Here is an 18,202-nt window from a genome sequence, read left to right as displayed (position 1 = left end):
ATGGTCGGCGCATCCGGCGTGCCACTTGAGGCGCTCACGTCAGTTGAATCGATGTCGCGCGTGATTCACGTCGCTACGATGTCCACTTCGAGCGTCTCCGGAGAATCAAGTTGCTCAGAATCCATCCGTTCAAGGCCATCCGCCCATCGCCCGGTTTCGAGGCCCGCGTCGCATCGCTCCCCTACGACGTGGTCACCACCGAGGAGGCCCGCGAACTCGCCCGTGACAACCCCTACAGCTTTCTGCACGTGGTGCGGTCGGAAATCGACCTCCCCCCCGATACCAACCCCTACGACGCCCGCGTCTACCTGCAGGCGAAGGAGACGTTCGAGCGGTTCCAGCGTGAGGGCGTCTTGATGCGGGACACCGCGACGCGATTCTTTCTGTACCGCCAGGCATGGCGTCATTCGGTGCAGGTCGGGCTGCTCTGCTGCTGCCACGTGGATGACTACGAGAAGGACATCATCAAGAAGCACGAGCGCACGCGCAAGGTGAAGGAGGACGATCGGACCCGGCACGTCCTCACGCTCAACGCCAACGCCGGACCGGTGTTCCTGGCCTACCGGGACGTGCCCGACATCACCGCCCTGATGGAGCGCGACATCAACACACGCCCGCTCTACCACTTCACCGCGGTGGACGGCGTCACCCACTCGCTCTGGCCTGTGGACGACTGGGAGTCCTACGCGCGACTGTTCGCCGGCGTGCCGTGCGCCTACGTCGCGGACGGCCACCACCGCGCCGCCAGCGCCTGGCGGGCCGGGCAGGAGCGGCGCAAGCACAACCCGCGCCACACCGGCAAGGAGGAGTACAACTGGTTCCTCTCCTGCCTCTTCCCCGCCAGCCACCTGCGCATCCTGCCCTACAACCGGGTCGTGAAGGATCTCCACGGATTATCGCATGACGAGGTGCTTCGCCGCTTCAGCGCCTTCGGCGAGGTGGCGCCGATCGTCGAACCCATGCCCCGTCGGGCGGGCACCTTCGGCTTCTACCTGGGAGACCGATGGCGGCGGCTGACGCTCGATGAATCAACCATCGATCACACGGATCCCATCGGGTCGCTGGACGTATCGCTGCTGCAGGATCGAGTGCTGACCCCCATCTTCGGAATCGGCGACCCGCGCACCGATGAACGCATCGACTTCGTGGGTGGCATCCGCGGACCCGAGCACCTGGAAAGACTCGTTCAGCACGGTGAGGCGGCCATCGCCTTCACCATGTTCCCGACCACGATGGAGCAGCTCATGGCCGTGGCGGACGCCGGGCTGGTCATGCCGCCCAAGTCCACCTGGTTCGAGCCGAAACTCCGCAGCGGACTGGTCGTCCACACGCTCGACTGATGCGCCCCTCGCCCGCGATCGGCGCCCGTTCCTACACTTGTTCAACCCGTCTCAGGACGGCCGAGGAGAGGTCGCATGAAGGTGCTGGTGGCCGACAAGTTCGAGAAGTCGGGCGTCGAGGGGCTCAAATCCCTCGGGTGCGACGTGACTGTCAACGCGGATGTGGAGGGAGACGCACTGGCGACCCTCGTTGGTCAACTGGACCCGGACATTCTGATCGTGCGTGGGAAGAAGGTGAAGGAGCCGGTGTTCAAGGCCGCGGGGCGACTGAGCATGGTCATCCGCGCCGGGGCCGGCTATGACACCATCGACGTGGCGGCGGCCTCGGCGCGGGGCATCTTCGTCACCAACTGCCCGGGCAAGAACTCGATTGCGGTCGCCGAACTGGCGTGGGGCCTGATCCTCGCCTGCGATCGGCGCATTCCCGACCAGGTCGCCGAACTCCGGGCCGGCAAGTGGAACAAGAAGGAGTACGCCAAGGCCGCCGGACTCTACGGTCGCACCCTGGGCGTCATCGGGCTGGGACAGATCGGGCGCGAGATCGCCAGACGCGGGCGCGCTTTCGGCATGAAGATCATCGCCTGGTCGCGCAGTCTCACCCCGGAACGGGCGGCGCTGGAGGACGTCGGCTTCTGCCCCACGCCGCTCGACGTAGCGCGTCAGGCGGACGTCATCTCCATCAGCGTCGCCGCCAACGAGGACACGAAGACACTCGTCAACAAGGCGTTCTGCGACGCGCTCAAGCCGGGCGCCTTCGTCATCAACACCTCGCGCGGCAGCGTGGTGGACGAGAGCGCCCTGCTTGAGGCCATCCGCGCCAAGGGCGTCCGCGCCGGGCTGGATGTGTTCGAAAACGAGCCGGCAGGGGGCACGGCGGACTTCGCCAGCCCCATCGCCCAGGCCCCGGGCGTGTACGGCACGCATCACGTGGGCGCCTCGACCGATCAGGCCCAGGAGGCCATCGCCGCCGAAGCGGTGCGCATCGTGGAAACCTTCCTTCGAACCGGGCAGGTCATCAACTGCGTGAACATCGCCAAGTCCACGCCCGCCACCAGCGTGCTCACCGTCCGCATGCAGAACCGACCGGGCGTGCTGGCCCACGTGTTCTACATCCTCGGGCAGGCGGGAATCAACATCGAGGTGATGGACAACATCGTCTACGACGGCGCCCGCGCGGCGTGCGCCCACATCCAGGTCGATGAAGCCCCCGCCCCTGAACTGCTCACCGCCATCCGCGCCAATCCCAGCGTGCTGAGTGTCACGGTTGCGGGGTTGTGAGGGGGATCAGAGGTCTGTCGTCGGAGGTGAGAGCCGACAGCCGAGAACCTGCGTCTTACAACCCAGCTCCCCGTCGATTCCGAGACCACCCATGACCACCATGATGACCAAACCCGCCGTCGAGACGAAGTCCGCCTCCAAGCGCATCTTCAACTTCTCCGCTGGTCCCGCCACGCTGCCCGAGGAGGTGCTCCACCAGGCGCAGCAGGACATCTGGAACATCTTCGACTCCGGCATCGGCATCATGGAGCACAGCCACCGGGGCAAGGTGTTCGACCGGGTGCTGGACGAGGCCATCGCCGACTGCCGCGCCGTGGGCAATGTGCCGGACGATTACGAGATCGTCTTCGTGCAAGGCGGGGCGACCACGCAGTTCGCGTACATTCCCATGAACTTCCTGCCCGAGGGCAAGACGGCCGATTACCTCGACACAGGCGTGTGGGCCAACAAGGCCATGAAGGAGGCGAAGATCCTTGGCAAGGTGCACTGCGCCTTCGACGGCAGCAGGACGAACTACGACCACACGCCTTCCGACGCCGAGATCACCCAGACGCCCGGCGCCGCCTACCTGCACTACTGCTCCAACAACACCATCTACGGCACGCGCTTCAATCAGCCGCCGCGGACCAGCGCGCCGCTCATCGCCGACACCAGTTCGGAAATGTATTCCCGCCCCATCGACGTGAAGGCGCACGCCATGATCTACGCGGGAGCGCAGAAGAACCTCGGTCCCTCCGGCGTGGTGCTGGTCATCATCCGCAAGGACTTTCTCGCCTCGGGCAAGCCGGGGCTGCCGTCGATGTTCTCCTACGCCAAGATCGCCGAGCAGAAGTCCTGCCTCAACACCCCCCCCACGTTCGGAATCTACTTCATGGGCCAGGTGTTCAAGTGGATTCTCCGCCAGGGCGGACTGACGGCGATGGAGGCCCGCAACAACGCCAAGGCCAGACTCATCTACGACGCGATCGACCAGTCCGGGGGGTTCTACACCTGCGTCTCGCGCCCGGAATGCCGCTCGGTGATGAACGTTTCCTTCCGCTCACCCTCGCCGGAACTCGACGACAGGTTCGTCGCCGAGGCCAGGAAGCACGACATGGACGGGCTGAAGGGCTACCGATCAGTGGGCGGCATGCGGGCGTCCATCTACAACGCCTTCCCGCACGCGGGGTGCGAAACGCTCGCCCAGTTCATGCGCGAGTTCGCCAGGAAGAACGGGTAACCGTCCGCGCGACGCCCTGGCCCACCGATGAGGCGAGGAGGATCGCCATGAGCGTTCGCATCCAGCTCGGCCGCCTGCTGGTTGTCCTGGCGGTGGTGTGCTGCGCATCAGCCGCCGCTCAGGAGGACTCACGGTCCAAGGTCAAGGTGTACGTCTATCCCGGTCGAGTCAACGTGGCACCGGGCGATGATCTGCCGGTGGCGATCATTCTCGATCACGACCCGCAGTGGCACACCAACACCAACGCCCCGAAGATGCCGCCAGGACTTGAAGATCTGGCGGGCGACCTGATCCCGACCACGATCCGCGCGGCGTCCACCGGCGCTCTGCTGCCTCATGTCAGTCATATTCAGTGGCCATCCCCCCACGCGGTCTCGCTGCCCTGGCTTGATCGCAAGGCCCAGTTCGAGGTGTATTCAGGCCGGGCCATCGCCTATCTGCCCGTGACCGTGCCCTCCAACGCGCCGCTTGGTCCGGCGACGCTCACGGTCACCGTCGGGCTTCAGGCGTGCGACGACAGCTCCTGCCTCGCGCCCGCGACGCTGGAGTTTCCCGTCCAGGTGAGCATCGTTCCGAGTGAACGGGCCGATCCGCGCGACGGACTGGATGCGACCATCTTCGGCGGGTTCTCGCACGCAGTGTGGGCTTCACTGGACCGCGGCGCGTCGTCAGCATCCAACACGCCCGACGCGGGCGAGACGGCCACGCTGATCCTCCTGCTCGTCATCGGCGGCGTGGTGGCCCTGGTGCTGGTGATCGTCGCGGCGCGTCTCTATCTGCTGCGATGAGGCCCCGCGGTCACCGATCTTCCGCCGGCGCGGCTCGTGCTGACCGCAACTCGACGGCCCGGTCGACCAGCCGCAGAAACTCCTGACGGTAGCCGGTCGCATCGTGCTCGGCGGCCGGGGCGGCCAGTTCCCGCGCCAGTTGAAGCGTCGCCGCGCCGCGGAACGGCGACTCACGCAGCACCAGCCCGAACACCGCCACCGCCGAGGCGAACTGGAAGTCGCGCGAGGCGCTCTCGAACGACTGACGGGTGTCCGACGCGGTGACGGCGAACTCGTCGCTTTCCGCCCCGTCCGGGCGCTTGTATCGAACGCGGACGCGCAGCATGTCGCCGCCGAAGGTTTCGGCGGCCTCGCGGGCTCGCCGCGCCGCTTCAGCAGCGTCCCGGTCGGTCTGCTCCGTCACGGCGTCCTCTCCGCCGCCGGGTCGCACGGGCACGATCTCATAGAGCGCGGTCACGGCGTGCCCGGCGCCGATCTCGCCCGCGTCCTTGCTATCGTCGGCGAAATCCTCCGCCGCCAGCACGCGCCGCTCGTAGCCGATGAGCCGGTATTCCGACACCAGCGCGGGGTTGAACTCAACCTGCACCTTGACGTCTCCGGCCACGGTGACCAGGGTGCCGCCGATCTCCTTCACCAGCACGCGGCGGGCCTCATCGACCGAGTCGAGAAAGGCGTAGTTGCCGTTGCCGTGCATGGCCAGCTGCTTCATGCGGTCGTCGCCGATGCGCCCCACGCCCAGAACGCTCAGGAACACGCCGGACTGGCGTTTCTCCTCCACGAGCGTGCGGAGCCCCTCAGCGCTGGATACGCCGACGTTGAAGTCGCCATCCGTCGCCAGGATGACACGGTTGATTCCGCCTTCGATGAATCCCGCCGCAGCCGTGTCGTACGCCAATTGCAGCCCGGAGGCGCCGTTGGTCCCGCCGCCTGTGCGCAGCGAGTCGATTACGTCAAGAATCTCGGGCTTGCGGTTGGCGTAGGTGGGCGGCAGAGCGACGCGGGTATCACCCGCATACGTCACGATGGCGATACGGTCATCCTCCGTCAGGGTGTTCACCAGCAGTGTGAGCGACTCCTTGATCAGGGGCAGGCGGTCCGCCGGCGCCATCGAGCCGGAAACATCAATCAGAAAGACGAGGTTCGATCCGACACGGTTGGCCATGTCGATCTCGCGCGCCTTGAGTGTGATTCGAGCGAGTCGATGATCCGGCGCCCAGGGACAGGTCGCCAACTCCACGTGCGCGGCGACGGGGTGCTCCGCGTCCGGCGCGGGAGCCGGGTCCGAGTAGGAGAAATAGTTGAGCATCTCCTCAATGTGGACCTGATCGGGTCGAGGCCACTGCCCGGCGAGCAGCATCCGTCGCAGGTTGGCGTAGGACGCGGTGTCCACGTCGATCGAGAAGGTGGAGTCCTCCTGGCCGACGGCGGACTTGAACGGATTGCTCGGCGCTTCGCGGATGAACCTGTCGCGCCCGAACGACTCCTGCCCGACCTCGGAATCGGCGTCACGCGGAGCACCCTGTCGCATGGGCGCTCCGCCCGAGAAGCCATCGGCGTCCGGTGCGGCGGGTCGGGCGGCTGGCGCACCGACAGCGCCACCACCCCCTCCCCCGCCCGGGAGCCCACCGCTGACGCCGCCGGGGAACCCGAGCCCTCCTGAGCCGGCGGGACCGCGCGTGTCGGCGGGTGAGGTTGGTGAGGGTGGAGCCGGGGGCGCCTCCATCCCGCGAGGCGCCGATGAGCCACCTCGCTCAAGCGATTCGGTGACCACGTGGCGAGCACGTGTTCCTTCATCACGCGCCTCAGTCATTTGGCCGCTCGCCCCTCCGCCGGGCGGCATGGGTTCATTGGCCAGACGCCGGGCTGATTCGACGCCGCCAGACGATGATTCTCCAAGCGGCGCCGCGGCATTCCCTCGACCGTCGCCAGGGATCGCCAGGACTTCGCGCTCTCCGTCCGCCTGCAGGTTGGACTCCTGAACGTCGTTCAGCGTCGCCAACGTGCCGCTCTTCGGACCGCCGATCGCGGCGGGATCACCGGCGCCTCCTCCGAACACGTGCGTCGAGCGGTCATCGCGCGGTGCCGTGTCGAACAGGATCGGCAGTCCCACCGCCAGGGCCAGCCCCGCCGCCACCGCCGCGCCAGCCAGACCGACCCACGTCGATCGCCGATGCCAGACCGCCGGTCGAATGGCGCGCCGGGAGAGGCGGAACTCGATCTCGTCGCGCTGCGCGGTGGTCAGTCCGGCGGCTGGTTCAGCGCGCAGACCATGCGCCACGGCCTCCGCAGTGCGACGAATGTGCCCGACCTCGGCGGCGACGCGCGGGTCGGCGATGAGCTGTCGCTCCAACGCCTCCTGCTCCGCGGGGTCCAGTTCACCGAGGGCGTAGGCGGTGAGGCGCGCGGCCTCGACCTCGGTCGGGTCGGCGTTCAGCATGTTGTGGTCGTCGTGCATGGTGGTCACCTCGCCAGTCCGAACCCTGCCTGCTCCTCGCGCAACGCCCGGGCCGCCAATCGCTCGCGGATGGTCTTCAGCCCGGTGTGAATGAGAAACCCCACGTTGCTCACGGTGAGGTTCGTGACGCCGCTGATCTCGCGGTAGCTCATCCCCGCCTGGAACTTGAGACGGATGACCTCCTGCTGCCGCTCGGGCAGGGCGTCGATGAGCCGCAGCATGGCGGCCCGATCTTCCAATGCCTCCCCACCTGGCGACGGATCGGCTGATCCCCGATTCTCCAGCACTTGCTCGGCTTCGGTGCTCAGGGTCGTCATGCGTCGCTCCTTCCGCCGCACGTCGAGGCAGCGGTTGCGGCAGACGGTGTAGAGCCACTCCACGGCGTGACCATCCACCGAGGACCGATCCGCGGCGATCAGGCGAAGAAACACGTCCTGCACCACGTCTCGGGCCTGATCCAGATCGCCGGTCAGCCGCTGGGCGTAACGAACCAGGGGCTGCTCGTGAGATTCGAGCAGTCCCCGCACCCAGCCGGCATTGTCGGTCGCGTCATCGTGCTTCATTGGCTGCGATGCGGATCGGACCAGTACCATTCACGGCGTCACCAGATCAGACGCGGGAAACGCGGGGTTCTTAGCGTCGAACCGAGATTCCCCCAAGATTCTTTGCATCATCGGTCGCACGAGGCGTGCGGCGGTACGATGGAGGGGTTGTCGGTTCCCGGTTCTCAGTTTGGCGACGGCCGGCTGCCGCGTCGATGGGCTTCGCGGACTCGACCCATCCCCGCTCACAGGCAGACCGACCGTCCCAAGCCGATCACCAAGATTTGAGAATCCAAACCCCTCCCCTTCGTCACTCAGCATTCATTCCCCGGCACTCAGCACTTCGCCACCCATGCCCCACCCCGCCCTGCCATCCGACGCCCTGCGCCGCGTGCTCGAGGTCAGCCGCCGGTTGGGCGTCACGGCGGATCTGGGAGAAGTGCTGTCACTCATCATCGACGCCATGCGCGACCTGCTGAACGCCGACCGGGCCACGGTGTTCGAGCATGACGCGGTGCGCGGCGAATTGTTCGCCACCGTGGCCCACGGCCTGGCAACGGGCGGCGGCGCGGTGCGATTCCCCATCAGCGAGGGCCTGGCCGGCGCCGCCGCCACGAGCGGCACGACCATCAACGTGCGAGAGGCGTACGACGACCCTCGCTTCAACGCCGAAGTCGATCGCCGGACCGGGTACCGTACGCACAGCATCCTCTCCATCCCCCTGCACAGTTTCGACGCGGAGCTGGTGGGCGTGGCGCAGGTGCTCAACAAGCGAGGCGGCGCGTTCGGCGCCGAGGACGTGCTGCTCGCCGAGGCCCTGGCGGCCCAGGCCGCCGTAGCCATCAAGCGGGCGCGGCTGGTGGAAGAGGCCTTGCAGCGCCGGCGGCTGGAGCGGGAACTGGAACTGGCGAGGGAGATTCAGCAGCGCACGCTCCCGCGCACCCTGCCGGTGCTGCCGGGCTTCGAACTGGCGGTATGGAGCGAACCGGCCGACCAGACTGGCGGCGACACCTTCGACGTCATCCCGCTCTCCAGGGCGGGTCGCAACGGCGATCCGCACACGCCGGTCGAGCAGGTCATGCTGGTGCTCGCGGACGCCACGGGGCACGGCGTGGGCCCATCGCTCATGGTGGCGGAAATGCGGGCCCTGCTGCGCATGGGCGTGCGGCTGGCGGCGCCCTGGCCGGTGCTGATCGATCATCTGAATCGGCAGCTGCTCAGCGACACGCCGGTGGGTCGGTTCGTCACCGCGTGGTTCGGCCTGCTGGATGCGCCAAAGGCCACGCTGCGGACGTTCAGCGCGGGTCAGGCGCCGCTGCTGTGGTATCACGCGCACGCCGACTCCGTCGAGGTTCTCGGCGCGGACGCCATGCCGCTGGGCATCGGGCGCGAGCTTGGTCCGTGCGAGGGTTCGACGATCCGGCTCAAACCCGGAGACATCTTCGCGGCGATCTCGGACGGCATCATCGAGGCGGAGGGAGGAACCGAGCACCCCTTCGGCATCGAGCGAACCTGCGATGTGATTCGCGCATCTCACCGGCTGGGCGCGGAAGGCGTTGTTCGGGCGATCAATGAGGCCCTCGCCGCGTTCACGGGCGGCGCGCCGGCCTCGGACGACCGGACCATGGTGATCGTCCGGTGCGTTCCCTGATCCAGGAAGAGCGGTGAGAGAATCATGCGTGTCTTCATTCTCGGCATTGGAGACGCCTTCACCCGATTGCACTTCGGGTCGAGCGCGCTCATCGAGGGGCCGCACGGCTGGGTGCTGCTCGACTGTCCCGACCCGATTCACCGGGCCATCCACGAGGCGACCAGCGAACACGGCGCGTCGATCGACGCGCGTCATATCGACGATGTCATCATCACGCACCTGCACGGCGACCACTGCAACGGGCTGGAGTCGTTCGGTTTCTGGCGATGGTTCTCGCGTCGGCTGGGCATGACGACCACGACGCCGCGCCTGCACGTCACCGCGGAGGTGGCCTCGCGGGTGTGGGGCAAGCTCGCCCCGGCGATGGACGCCTCGGGCGATCCAAGTTCGCCGCGCACGCTGGCGGACTACTTTGACCTGCGTGTCATCACGCCTGGTGAACCATCTCTGATCGCGGGCCTGCGCGTCGAAACGCGCCCCACCCGCCACCCTGTGCCGACGGTCGGCGTGAAGATCACGGACAGCCGGCGGACGCTTGGCTGGTCGGGCGACACCCCGTTCGAGCCGGCTCACGTCGAGTGGCTGGCGGACGCGGATCTCATCGTTCACGAGACCAACCTGGGCCCGGCGCACACGCCCATTGAGTCGCTCAACTCGCTGCCGGATGACCTGCGGCGGAAGATGCGCCTCATCCACATGGTGGATGACTTCGATCCGGCATGCAGCGACATTCCGCCGCTGCGCGACCGCGAACTCCTGGTGCTTGAATGAAGAACGCCCCCGGAAACCGGGGGCGTCGAGGAGTCAAGCAACCCGTGGAGCGATCGCTCAGTTGCGGGCGTACTTCACGTTGCAGCCGTAGGGCCGGGTCGTGTCTGGCGACACCGTCTCACCGGCGAGAATCTGCTTGACGGCATTGACCACGTAGTTGGTGGCCTTGTCGCCCTTGTTGCCGCGCTCATCGTCGTCGATGGCGCCGTTGTACCGGAGCTTGCCATCGCGGTCGATGACGTAGAGGTGCGGCGTGGTCTTGGCGTTGTAGAGCCGCCCGACCTTGCCGTCGCGGTCCATGAGCGCGCTGATCTCGATCTTGGTGGACTCGAGGTACTTGGCGATGCCGTCCTCACCGAGGTTGTGGGTGCTGCTGATGCCCAGGACGACGATGTCCTTGTCCAGTTCCTTGAGCGAGGTCAGCATGTTCTTTTCGACACCGCTCACGAACACGCGCTTGCAGACCGGGCAGCCGGGATTGATCCACTGCAGCACCACGATCTTGCCCTTGTAGTCGGCAAGTGAGTGCTCCTTGCCCTTGATGTCCTTCAGCGTGAAGGCCGGCGCGGCTTCGCCGATCTTGGGCGAGGCGTCCTGACTGGGGGCGCTCTGGGCAGCGCCAAGGGCGACGGCGGCGGCAGCGGCCAGACCGAACAGCGACAGCAGGTGACGTCGTGTCTTCATTGCAGAGTTCTCCTGAGGAAGGTCGCACACGTGCGACCGATCGGTGGCGCAGATGGGAAAGGAATGCGCCGGTGACCTGTCAAACGCACGAGAGGCAGGAATTGTTCTCCCCTGCCACCAGATTCTACTGCCCCGACCCGCCGCGGTTGACCCGGGCGTGGGCGCCATTTCCCGGAAGCGGGTCGTTTCCGCTACACTGAACGGCCTTGGCAACGTCGTTTCGCCGGTCACGCGGTCGGCGAGGCGCCCCAGACGATGGTTGTGCTCGACTGCCGCCGACCGGATTCCACTTCATGCCTTCCAAACCCCGATGGAAGCTTTCCGACGCCTACCTGGCCGTCCCCCTGGAGGGCAGCGTCTCCATGGGCGTACTGCAAGCTTGCGTGGTGGCCCGCCGCGAGCCAGACCCCGTTGCCGGCCACTTTGTCACGCTGCGGGAGGAGGCCGACGCCCGCGTCCTCCTCGGATGTCTGCTGGATGCCGGGGGACGTGTGCATCGCTGGCTGGAGATGGCGTTTCAGGACATTGACCGCGTGGCCCGCGGCCTGCACGGGGCACGTCAGGCCGTGACCAACCGCCTGCTGGATGATCGCTGGCAGTCGAACGTGGAGGCGTGCGACGCGGTGCCCGACGCTCCGCTCTTTCGAATCGGCTGGGAAGCCGATCATCCCGCGCCGACCTACGTCGACCTGAAAACCGGATCATGCGTCACACCGGGTCAGGGTGGATCACAGGGGGAGACCGCCGGAGCATGGCGGCTCTGCGTCGATGACGCCGCGCTGACCGCCGCCGGTCTGCCCGCGTATGGCGGGTCGCTGCACCGCTACTGGCGTGCCGGTACGACGGGTTCCTTCGCCCCCACCTCGGCGGATGCCCCGACGAATGATCGGTGCGTCACGCGTGAGCAGGCGCTGATGACGATCTCGACCGCGCCGGCACTCAACCCCGGCGCCGGGCTGCTGCGCATTCGCGAGCACCTGCCGCTGATGTATGAGTCATTCATCGACGTGCTCGGAGGCGAGGCGTGGGAAGGCGTGCGGCACGGCCGACAGGCGATCGACCTGGGTCCGGACCTCGACGAACCCATGGTCATCCCCGAAGGTCACCTGCTGGGAGAGGACTGGCTGTTCCAGGGACGTCACGGAAGGGCGGGGCGCATCATCGAGACGCTGCACCTGAAGATCCGCATGCTGGGGGACGCGATCGCAGCCGTTCATCGCCATGTGCGGATGACCCAGGCCCCGTTGCTCAATCTGAACGCCGATTCCTTCCGCGTACGTCTGGCGACGCAGAGCGCCGGACTGCCGCGCCTGTGGGCGGCATCCGCCGTGCTGGTCGATCCCGGCGCCGCGATCCGGCTGCCGATCCGGGGCACGGATACGGCGTACTTCGCTCGGGGGCAGGATGGGCTGACCGTGTATCACCCGGTCTCCGCGGCCGCGGCGCCCAGCGGTCGCGGCGTGGTTCGGCTGCGCGGCGCGGTGTCCGACACCGACAAGGAGACGATTCTCGAAGGCACGTTTGACACACAGGAACGGTTCACGTGCGCCCGCAACGACCTGGTCTGGCTTCGACTGACCGTTCGCGACAAGCCGGTTGACCTGTACGCGCGGTTCGACGAGCAGGCCGCCATGGCCAGCGGCGAGAAGCGGTTCCGCACCGTGCCGCACCAGTTCTCGACCGACCTGCGCTCCGCGCTCAAGGACGCGGCGGGCATCCCCCTTGGGAACGTGCCGTTCGAGGTCGTTCCGCTGCTCACCTCCCCGCAGGACATGTACGCCCTGGGCGTGCTGGGCGTGCGCACGCTGCTGGTGAACCGCGACAACACCCTTCCCGTCGCGCTGGACGAGCTCCTTTCGCTGGCGCGCCAGTTGCAGGTGGAGTACGACGAGCACACGCCCCTGCGCGAACGCATCGCCACGATCATGGCTCGCGACCCCCGGTGGCAGGATTCGCTCGGGCCGCACCGGCTCCTGAGGCAGTCCATGGACCCGGCCGAGGCCCGCGACCTGATTCCCGCGGAACTGTGGTACGACGTGCTGGCGACCTTGGTGCGCCTGTTCCCGGGCGCGGGACCGGATAGCCACTGCCGCGACTTCGCCGACGCTCCGTCGGGCGGCATCCACCGCATCTTCGATCCGGTGCTCAAGAACGTCGGCGACCTGATCGTCAAGTCGCGGAGTCTGATCGTCATCGACTGGCGCTTCAACCGGGAGATTCACGCGGTGCTTCGCCAGATCGGGCTGGGAATCGGCGCGCGGTGAACGATGATTCCGGGTATGATTCGACGACTCGGCCGGGGGAACAAACCAACCCGCAACACGTGGATCAGGAGCGACGGACATGTCAACGCTCATGCGACTTGGATGGTGGATGCTGCTGCTCTCGCTGGCGTGCTCGGCGTTCATGGGCTGCAGTTCCACGCCGAAGATGGGACAGTACACGTTCGTGGTGAGCCCCGATGAGAGTCTGCGCAGCGGCGGCTCCATGGTGTCCTTCGAAGTGGACATCGTCGGCGTGACGGAGCTGGACAAGCCCACCTGGGAGGCCCAGAACGTTGACGACTACTTCTCGCCCCGGAACGCACGCCGGGCCAATGCCACGCGCCACACCATGAGCTTCAGCAATCAGCAGCCGCAGCCCCAGACGCTGCGATACGACGCCCAGGTGTGGAACACCTGGAGAAACCAGGGCGCCATGCACGTGGTGCTGCTGGCGAGCATCCCCGGTTCGGGCGTCACCAGCACGGGCGGCGACACCCGGCGGCTGGTTCTCCCGCTGAGCACCGCGCGCTGGAACGACCGTCAGCAGATCAACATCGTGGTCAAGTCCGACGGCGTGCAGTGCGTCTCCGCCATGAAACCGGAGAAGGTCAAGTAGTCCCTCTCCCGACACCCTGAACGGAAGCGATCGCATGCCGTCCGGAGGGGGAATCGCGCTGGGGGAGCGGATCTGGGGCGACGGGATCGAATCCCTGCACGCGGTCGGTGCGACCGGGCGCAGCTCTCGCGGCGAGACGCCAACGGTCGCGCGCGTCTTCGAGCCCTCGCCGCTGCTGCAGGGCAACGCCCGCGCGGCGATTGAACTGCGTCTGTTCGCGGAGGCCGCAGGCGTCCAGCGCGAGGTCGCCGCTGCGTCGGATCGCTGGGCCCGGGTCGATCACGTGTCGCTCACCGAGGGGCGCGTGGTGGTGCATCGCGTTCACTCCCTCGTCTCGGCGCAGTCCCTGATCGATCGAGGCGTGCGTGTTGACGCCGCCGGGTTGCGCACGCTTGTCGAGCAGGTTCTGCTGGGCGTCGAGGCGTTCCACGCCGTCGCCGCCCGCCCGGTGGGCGTTCTCCACCCCCGGCAGGTGCTGCTGGATCGACTCGACGACCTGACCGAAGCGCGGGTGACGCTCACGGACCCCTCACCGACCGCTTCGGGCGACCCGGTGACGACCGACCTTCGCGCGACGGCGCGGCTGATCGAACAGGTGGTGGAGCGTCGACCCGCATGGGCCGCGGCCCGATGGCCGCTCCAGATGACCGAGGCGTGGAAACGGCTTGGTCGCAGCGGCGAGGCCTGGCTCAACACCGTCAATCGCTGGCTCGATCCCGGCGCGGGCCGCGAGCCCGTCACCATTCGGCAGGCGATCGAGTCGCTCCCCATCGAACCGCGCAGTCTGCGCAAGCCGGTGCTGGCTGGGGGCGGGCTGGCCGCCACGATCGGCGTGGGGTTGCTCGTGTACTTTCAGTTCTTCCACGTCGCCACCATCAGTGAGGCGCAGGTGGAGCCCCTGCGCCGCGATCTGATGACGCTGAGCGAGGCCTGCGAGGACTGGTTCACCGATTTCGAAGCCCGCCTCTTCGTCGAACGAAGGGCGGGTCGAGACCCGTTCCAGACGGCGAGGACCAGCGAGTCGATGCGCGCGGTGCTGGACGATTTGAACGGCATTCTGGACCGATTCGGCTCCGCCGCCGCCGCCGAACAGGTGCAGTTTGATCCGCGCCGTTACTTCGGTCTGAGACCGAATCCCGGCGAGCCGCGGCGCGAGGGAGAACCGACCTCCGTCCCCCGCCTGCTCGACGACGTTGAGAACCGCGACGTGATCGAGTCGCAGCGGAACTTTCAGTTCTACATCCTCAAGCCCGAGCTGCGTCTCCGCTGGTTCTCGGAGGCGGAGAACGCGCGGGTTCAGCGCGCCGTCGTCCTGCTGGATTCTCTCAAGCAGTCGCTTCGGGAAAGCGCGCTCGCCACCGAGTGCTCCAACGCCGCCGACCAGCTGGCTGGCATCGGTCTGGACGGGCCGGCCCGCGAACTTCGCGCCCTGCTGGTCGGATTGCAGGACGAGGAGCCGAAGGGGCTGGCCGAGATGGTGGTGCAACTGGCCGGCGTGCGATCCGCACATGAGGCGACCTTCGCATTGCTGGATGCGATCAGCCGGATCGAGGCAGTCGCCTCGCAGCGCCCCAGCCCGGCGCCCGGCGCGTTCGTCCGCTGGTCGCAGGGGCGGCTGACTGGCGCTTCGTCACTCGAAGCGCTGGCGAGGCAGGCGGCGGACCTGCTGCCGCTGGCGCGGCGGATCGACGACGTGTCGTCCATCGACGAATCGGGGCTTCGCTGGGATCTGCTGGTCGCCGAACATCCCGTTGACCCGTCGCGACTGAACGATGCCGCGACCTTTGAGTCCTGGGCGGAATCCGCGCGGGGCTATCGCATCATCGCGCCTGATCCGCGGCTTGCCCGCGCCGAAGCGGCAACCACGACCGGGAAAGTCGATGAACTCCTGGGAGAAGTCAACGAGTTTCTGCACGGACGCCGCCTGCCGGAAGTGGACGACCTGGCGCGGCGCCGCGCCGAGGTGACGGCGGCGCTGACGGCCCTGCACGAGCGACCGCTGATCGAACGCGATCGTCAGGACATCGTTGCATCGGATCAGCGGGTCAGGACGGAACTGGCCCGTCTGCTGAACGACACCGAGGCGGTCCACCGGATCGTCCTTCAACCGCCGGCGGAGTTCCTCGAGCGGAAGCGCGCGGTCCGGTTCGCCTCGGCCTCCGCGCAGCGCGCCTGGGATGAATACTTCGCCCGCGCCGGCGACGCTGGACAGTACGAAGCGGATCGATCGAAATACCTCGCGTTCAACGGGGCGACGCTGGATTTCGAGTCCGCTCTGAGCGACCTGGTGCTGAATCGACTGAAACTCGAACCCTCCGTTCGGGAGATTCTGGATGCCGCGCCCGAACCCAACCTGGCGCGGCGTCATGCCGAGGATCGTCGCGAGCAGGGCGTTGCGGTCGTGGTGCAGTCCCTGAACCGTCTGGCCGCGCCGGGAGGGAGCGGCGCCTCGCTGGAGCACGAGACGGTTCGCAGCGCCCTGCAGCGCGAAGAGCAGTCATTCGCGGCGTGGCAGCAGTCGGTGACCGGGTTGTTCGCCGACCTTGATCGACTGCGGCGTCTGCTCGACCTGGCCTACCTGCCCGACGAGCCGGACGAGAACCAGGGGACAATTCGGACCATGCTTGCGGCATGGAGACGCCCGGCGTCGATGGACGCTGCTTCGCTGGACGGGTTCGCCGACGTCTTCTCCGGGCTCCTCACGCGCATCAGCGACCTGGAGCGGGTGTCCACGCTCGACGACCTTCAATCCGTCTCCGCCTACGGATCGGCCGCGGAGCACGCTGATCGCATCGAGATCACGCGGGCGGTCTGGGAGCGGCTGGGTGAACTTCCCATCGCCGGGGACGCCGATTCCCTGCGGCTGCATGCCGAGGCCCTGGAGCGATACGAAGCCCTGTTGTCGCGTCTGGACGAGGCGGATCGCGCAAGGCGGCTGTCCGATCGCCTCCGGGGGCAGGCGCCGAACCGTTGGCTGAACCACCTGGCGACCCGCGTATCGGCGGTGGAGATCGAGGCCATGCTGCGTGAGATGGGGCGATTCCACGCTCGACGCGAGCAGATGCCGCCGTGGGTGGGTTGGAACCTTGACCTGATGGCGTTCCGGCAGCGCATCGATCAGGGCGGTGCATCTCAGGATGATGAACTGACCACGCCGTTGATCCGACAGTTCCTCGCCGACATGGGCGCGATGGACGCCACGGTGCGTTCCACGCAGCAGGTTGCGTCGTTCCTGACCGAGTTGAACGACATGCTGGCGCCGGAGAACACGCGCGTGGACTTCACCAGGATCGGGCCTTCCGCCAGCCCCGATGAGCGGGTGGCCCAGGGCTGGCGGTTGGTCCAGGAAGGGCCGAGGCAGGGAAATGCGCCGCCGCCCTGGGTCCATTACGCCACCGCCGGTGAGCGCCCGATCCATCTGATCTTCCGTCTGGTGGACCCCAGCCGGGCGCCTGATCTGAAGGAACTGGGCTTCAAGTCGCCCGTGTACCTTTCGACCACCGAGGTTTCATTCAACCTGTTCGCGGACACGATCAACCGGGCGCGAGGTCTTCAGGGCGTGGCCGAGCACCTGGTGGATGTCGGTGCGCAGGTTGATCGCCGCTATGGCCCGCGCGTGTGGCAATACCGGCGAAACCCACCGGGTTTGATCTCGCCGCCCCTGCCGTTGCGTCAGGGCGAACGTCCGGCCTGGCGAGCCGACACCGACCAATGGCGCAACGCCGACAACGTGCGACTGGACATCAACACCGACATCGACTCCCGGCTGCCGGATCGCAATTATCCAATGCAGCACCTGTCGCCAACCGCCGCCGCCTACGCGGCATCGCTGCTGGGTTGTCGTCTGCCGACCAACCTGGAGTTTCAGGCGGCGATCCGACAGTCCTACAGCAATCCGTTCATCACCGACTGGGATCGGCTCAAGGGCGAGATCCAGCGCGGCGCGCTGACTCCGGCGCCGAATCTCCGGGACACCCGTTTCGAGCGACAGCGGGCTCACATGGTCGAGGTCGCCGCTCAACTGAACCAGACCCTCATCACGCCCGATCGGGGTTCGTTCAACAACCCCTCGCGTTCGTCGTCGGCGGACGCCGACTCGCACCTCACGGGCTATGACGACGGCGTGCTGTACTTTACGGAGATTCCGGGTGATCCCGTGATGAACTTCGAGCATCTGCTGGGCAACGTGATGGAGTGGACGTATGACGATCCGCTGGTCTTCCGGGAAGGTCGGGACCGGCGGATTCTCACCCCTGCCGACGCGGACACCGCCCTTCGCGCGGACCTGCTGGGCGTGATGGGCGGGTCGTCCATGTCGCCGCCTTCGCTTGACCCGCTGGTTCGCCAGCGGGTTGATCCTCGCACCTTCGGCGGGCAGCTGAAGTTCATGCGCCTCGCGGACGTGGGCTTCCGCCTGGTGCTGGAGCCCCGCGGTCGCTTCACCACGCTGGCGGAATGGGTGCTCGAAACGAGCACCGCCGCCTTCGATACCCCCGCCAGACGGGCATTGGGCGCTCCGTGATCCGCTTTCGGACTCGATCGGCTGTCACTATACTGGCTGGGCCACGATCGCTCCCGGATCATTGGCCCACGG

General features: G+C 67.2%; 12 protein-coding genes. 9 read left to right on the top strand and 3 right to left on the bottom strand.

What is annotated here, in order from left to right:
* Positions 1 to 110: 110 nt before the first annotated feature.
* From HRU76_12130 to HRU76_12115, 4 genes are all read left to right on the top strand, one after another.
* Positions 111 to 1,340 carry a DUF1015 domain-containing protein gene (locus tag HRU76_12130; protein QOJ18287.1) on the top strand — a complete coding sequence of 410 codons (1,230 nt, stop codon included), beginning with the start codon at positions 111 to 113 and terminating at the stop codon, positions 1,338 to 1,340.
* A gap of 75 nt (positions 1,341 to 1,415) precedes the next feature.
* Positions 1,416 to 2,618: a hydroxyacid dehydrogenase gene (locus tag HRU76_12125; protein ID QOJ18286.1), complete on the top strand. Its 1,203-nt coding sequence runs from the start codon at positions 1,416 to 1,418 to the stop codon at positions 2,616 to 2,618.
* 103 nt (positions 2,619 to 2,721) lie between these two features.
* Entirely contained in the window at positions 2,722 to 3,837 is a 1,116-nt protein-coding gene (gene serC, locus HRU76_12120) for a phosphoserine transaminase (GenBank protein QOJ19181.1), read from the top strand.
* Positions 3,838 to 3,884: 47 nt separating this feature from the next.
* Positions 3,885 to 4,625 carry a hypothetical protein gene (locus HRU76_12115; protein ID QOJ18285.1) on the top strand — a complete coding sequence of 247 codons (741 nt, stop codon included), beginning with the start codon at positions 3,885 to 3,887 and terminating at the stop codon, positions 4,623 to 4,625.
* 10 nt (positions 4,626 to 4,635) lie between these two features.
* On the opposite strand, the gene HRU76_12110 is transcribed toward HRU76_12115, so the two are convergent.
* The gene (locus HRU76_12110; protein ID QOJ18284.1) at positions 4,636 to 7,080 is read right to left on the bottom strand and encodes a von Willebrand factor type A domain-containing protein; all 2,445 of its coding nucleotides are present in this window, start codon (positions 7,078 to 7,080) and stop codon (positions 4,636 to 4,638) included.
* A gap of 5 nt (positions 7,081 to 7,085) precedes the next feature.
* Positions 7,086 to 7,643: a sigma-70 family RNA polymerase sigma factor gene (locus tag HRU76_12105; protein ID QOJ18283.1), complete on the bottom strand. Its 558-nt coding sequence runs from the start codon at positions 7,641 to 7,643 to the stop codon at positions 7,086 to 7,088.
* Positions 7,644 to 7,974: 331 nt separating this feature from the next.
* Here HRU76_12105 and HRU76_12100 point away from each other — a divergent pair, with 331 nt between their 5' ends.
* Positions 7,975 to 9,273, top strand: a complete 1,299-nt coding sequence (locus HRU76_12100; protein QOJ18282.1) for a SpoIIE family protein phosphatase — start codon at positions 7,975 to 7,977, stop codon at positions 9,271 to 9,273.
* 24 nt (positions 9,274 to 9,297) lie between these two features.
* Entirely contained in the window at positions 9,298 to 10,044 is a 747-nt protein-coding gene (locus HRU76_12095; protein ID QOJ18281.1) for an MBL fold metallo-hydrolase, read from the top strand.
* Positions 10,045 to 10,101: 57 nt separating this feature from the next.
* Here the strand turns inward: HRU76_12095 and HRU76_12090 are convergent, their stop codons facing one another.
* The gene (locus tag HRU76_12090; protein QOJ18280.1) at positions 10,102 to 10,728 is read right to left on the bottom strand and encodes a redoxin domain-containing protein; all 627 of its coding nucleotides are present in this window, start codon (positions 10,726 to 10,728) and stop codon (positions 10,102 to 10,104) included.
* A 293-nt stretch (positions 10,729 to 11,021) separates the two neighbouring features.
* Between HRU76_12090 and HRU76_12085 the strand changes: the two genes are divergently transcribed.
* The 3 genes from HRU76_12085 (at position 11,022) to HRU76_12075 (ending at position 18,130) form a co-directional block, all read left to right on the top strand.
* The gene (locus HRU76_12085; GenBank protein QOJ18279.1) at positions 11,022 to 12,992 is read left to right on the top strand and encodes a hypothetical protein; all 1,971 of its coding nucleotides are present in this window, start codon (positions 11,022 to 11,024) and stop codon (positions 12,990 to 12,992) included.
* A 79-nt stretch (positions 12,993 to 13,071) separates the two neighbouring features.
* Entirely contained in the window at positions 13,072 to 13,608 is a 537-nt protein-coding gene (locus HRU76_12080) for a hypothetical protein (protein ID QOJ18278.1), read from the top strand.
* A gap of 34 nt (positions 13,609 to 13,642) precedes the next feature.
* The gene (locus tag HRU76_12075; GenBank protein ID QOJ18277.1) at positions 13,643 to 18,130 is read left to right on the top strand and encodes a hypothetical protein; all 4,488 of its coding nucleotides are present in this window, start codon (positions 13,643 to 13,645) and stop codon (positions 18,128 to 18,130) included.
* Positions 18,131 to 18,202 lie beyond the last annotated feature (72 nt).

This window comes from Phycisphaeraceae bacterium (assembly GCA_015709595.1).
In the GTDB taxonomy this organism is placed as follows: domain Bacteria; phylum Planctomycetota; class Phycisphaerae; order Phycisphaerales; family SM1A02; genus CAADGA01.
The sequence above is the reverse complement of the archived record's forward strand: the minus strand, read 5'-3'. Positions and strand labels throughout refer to the sequence as shown.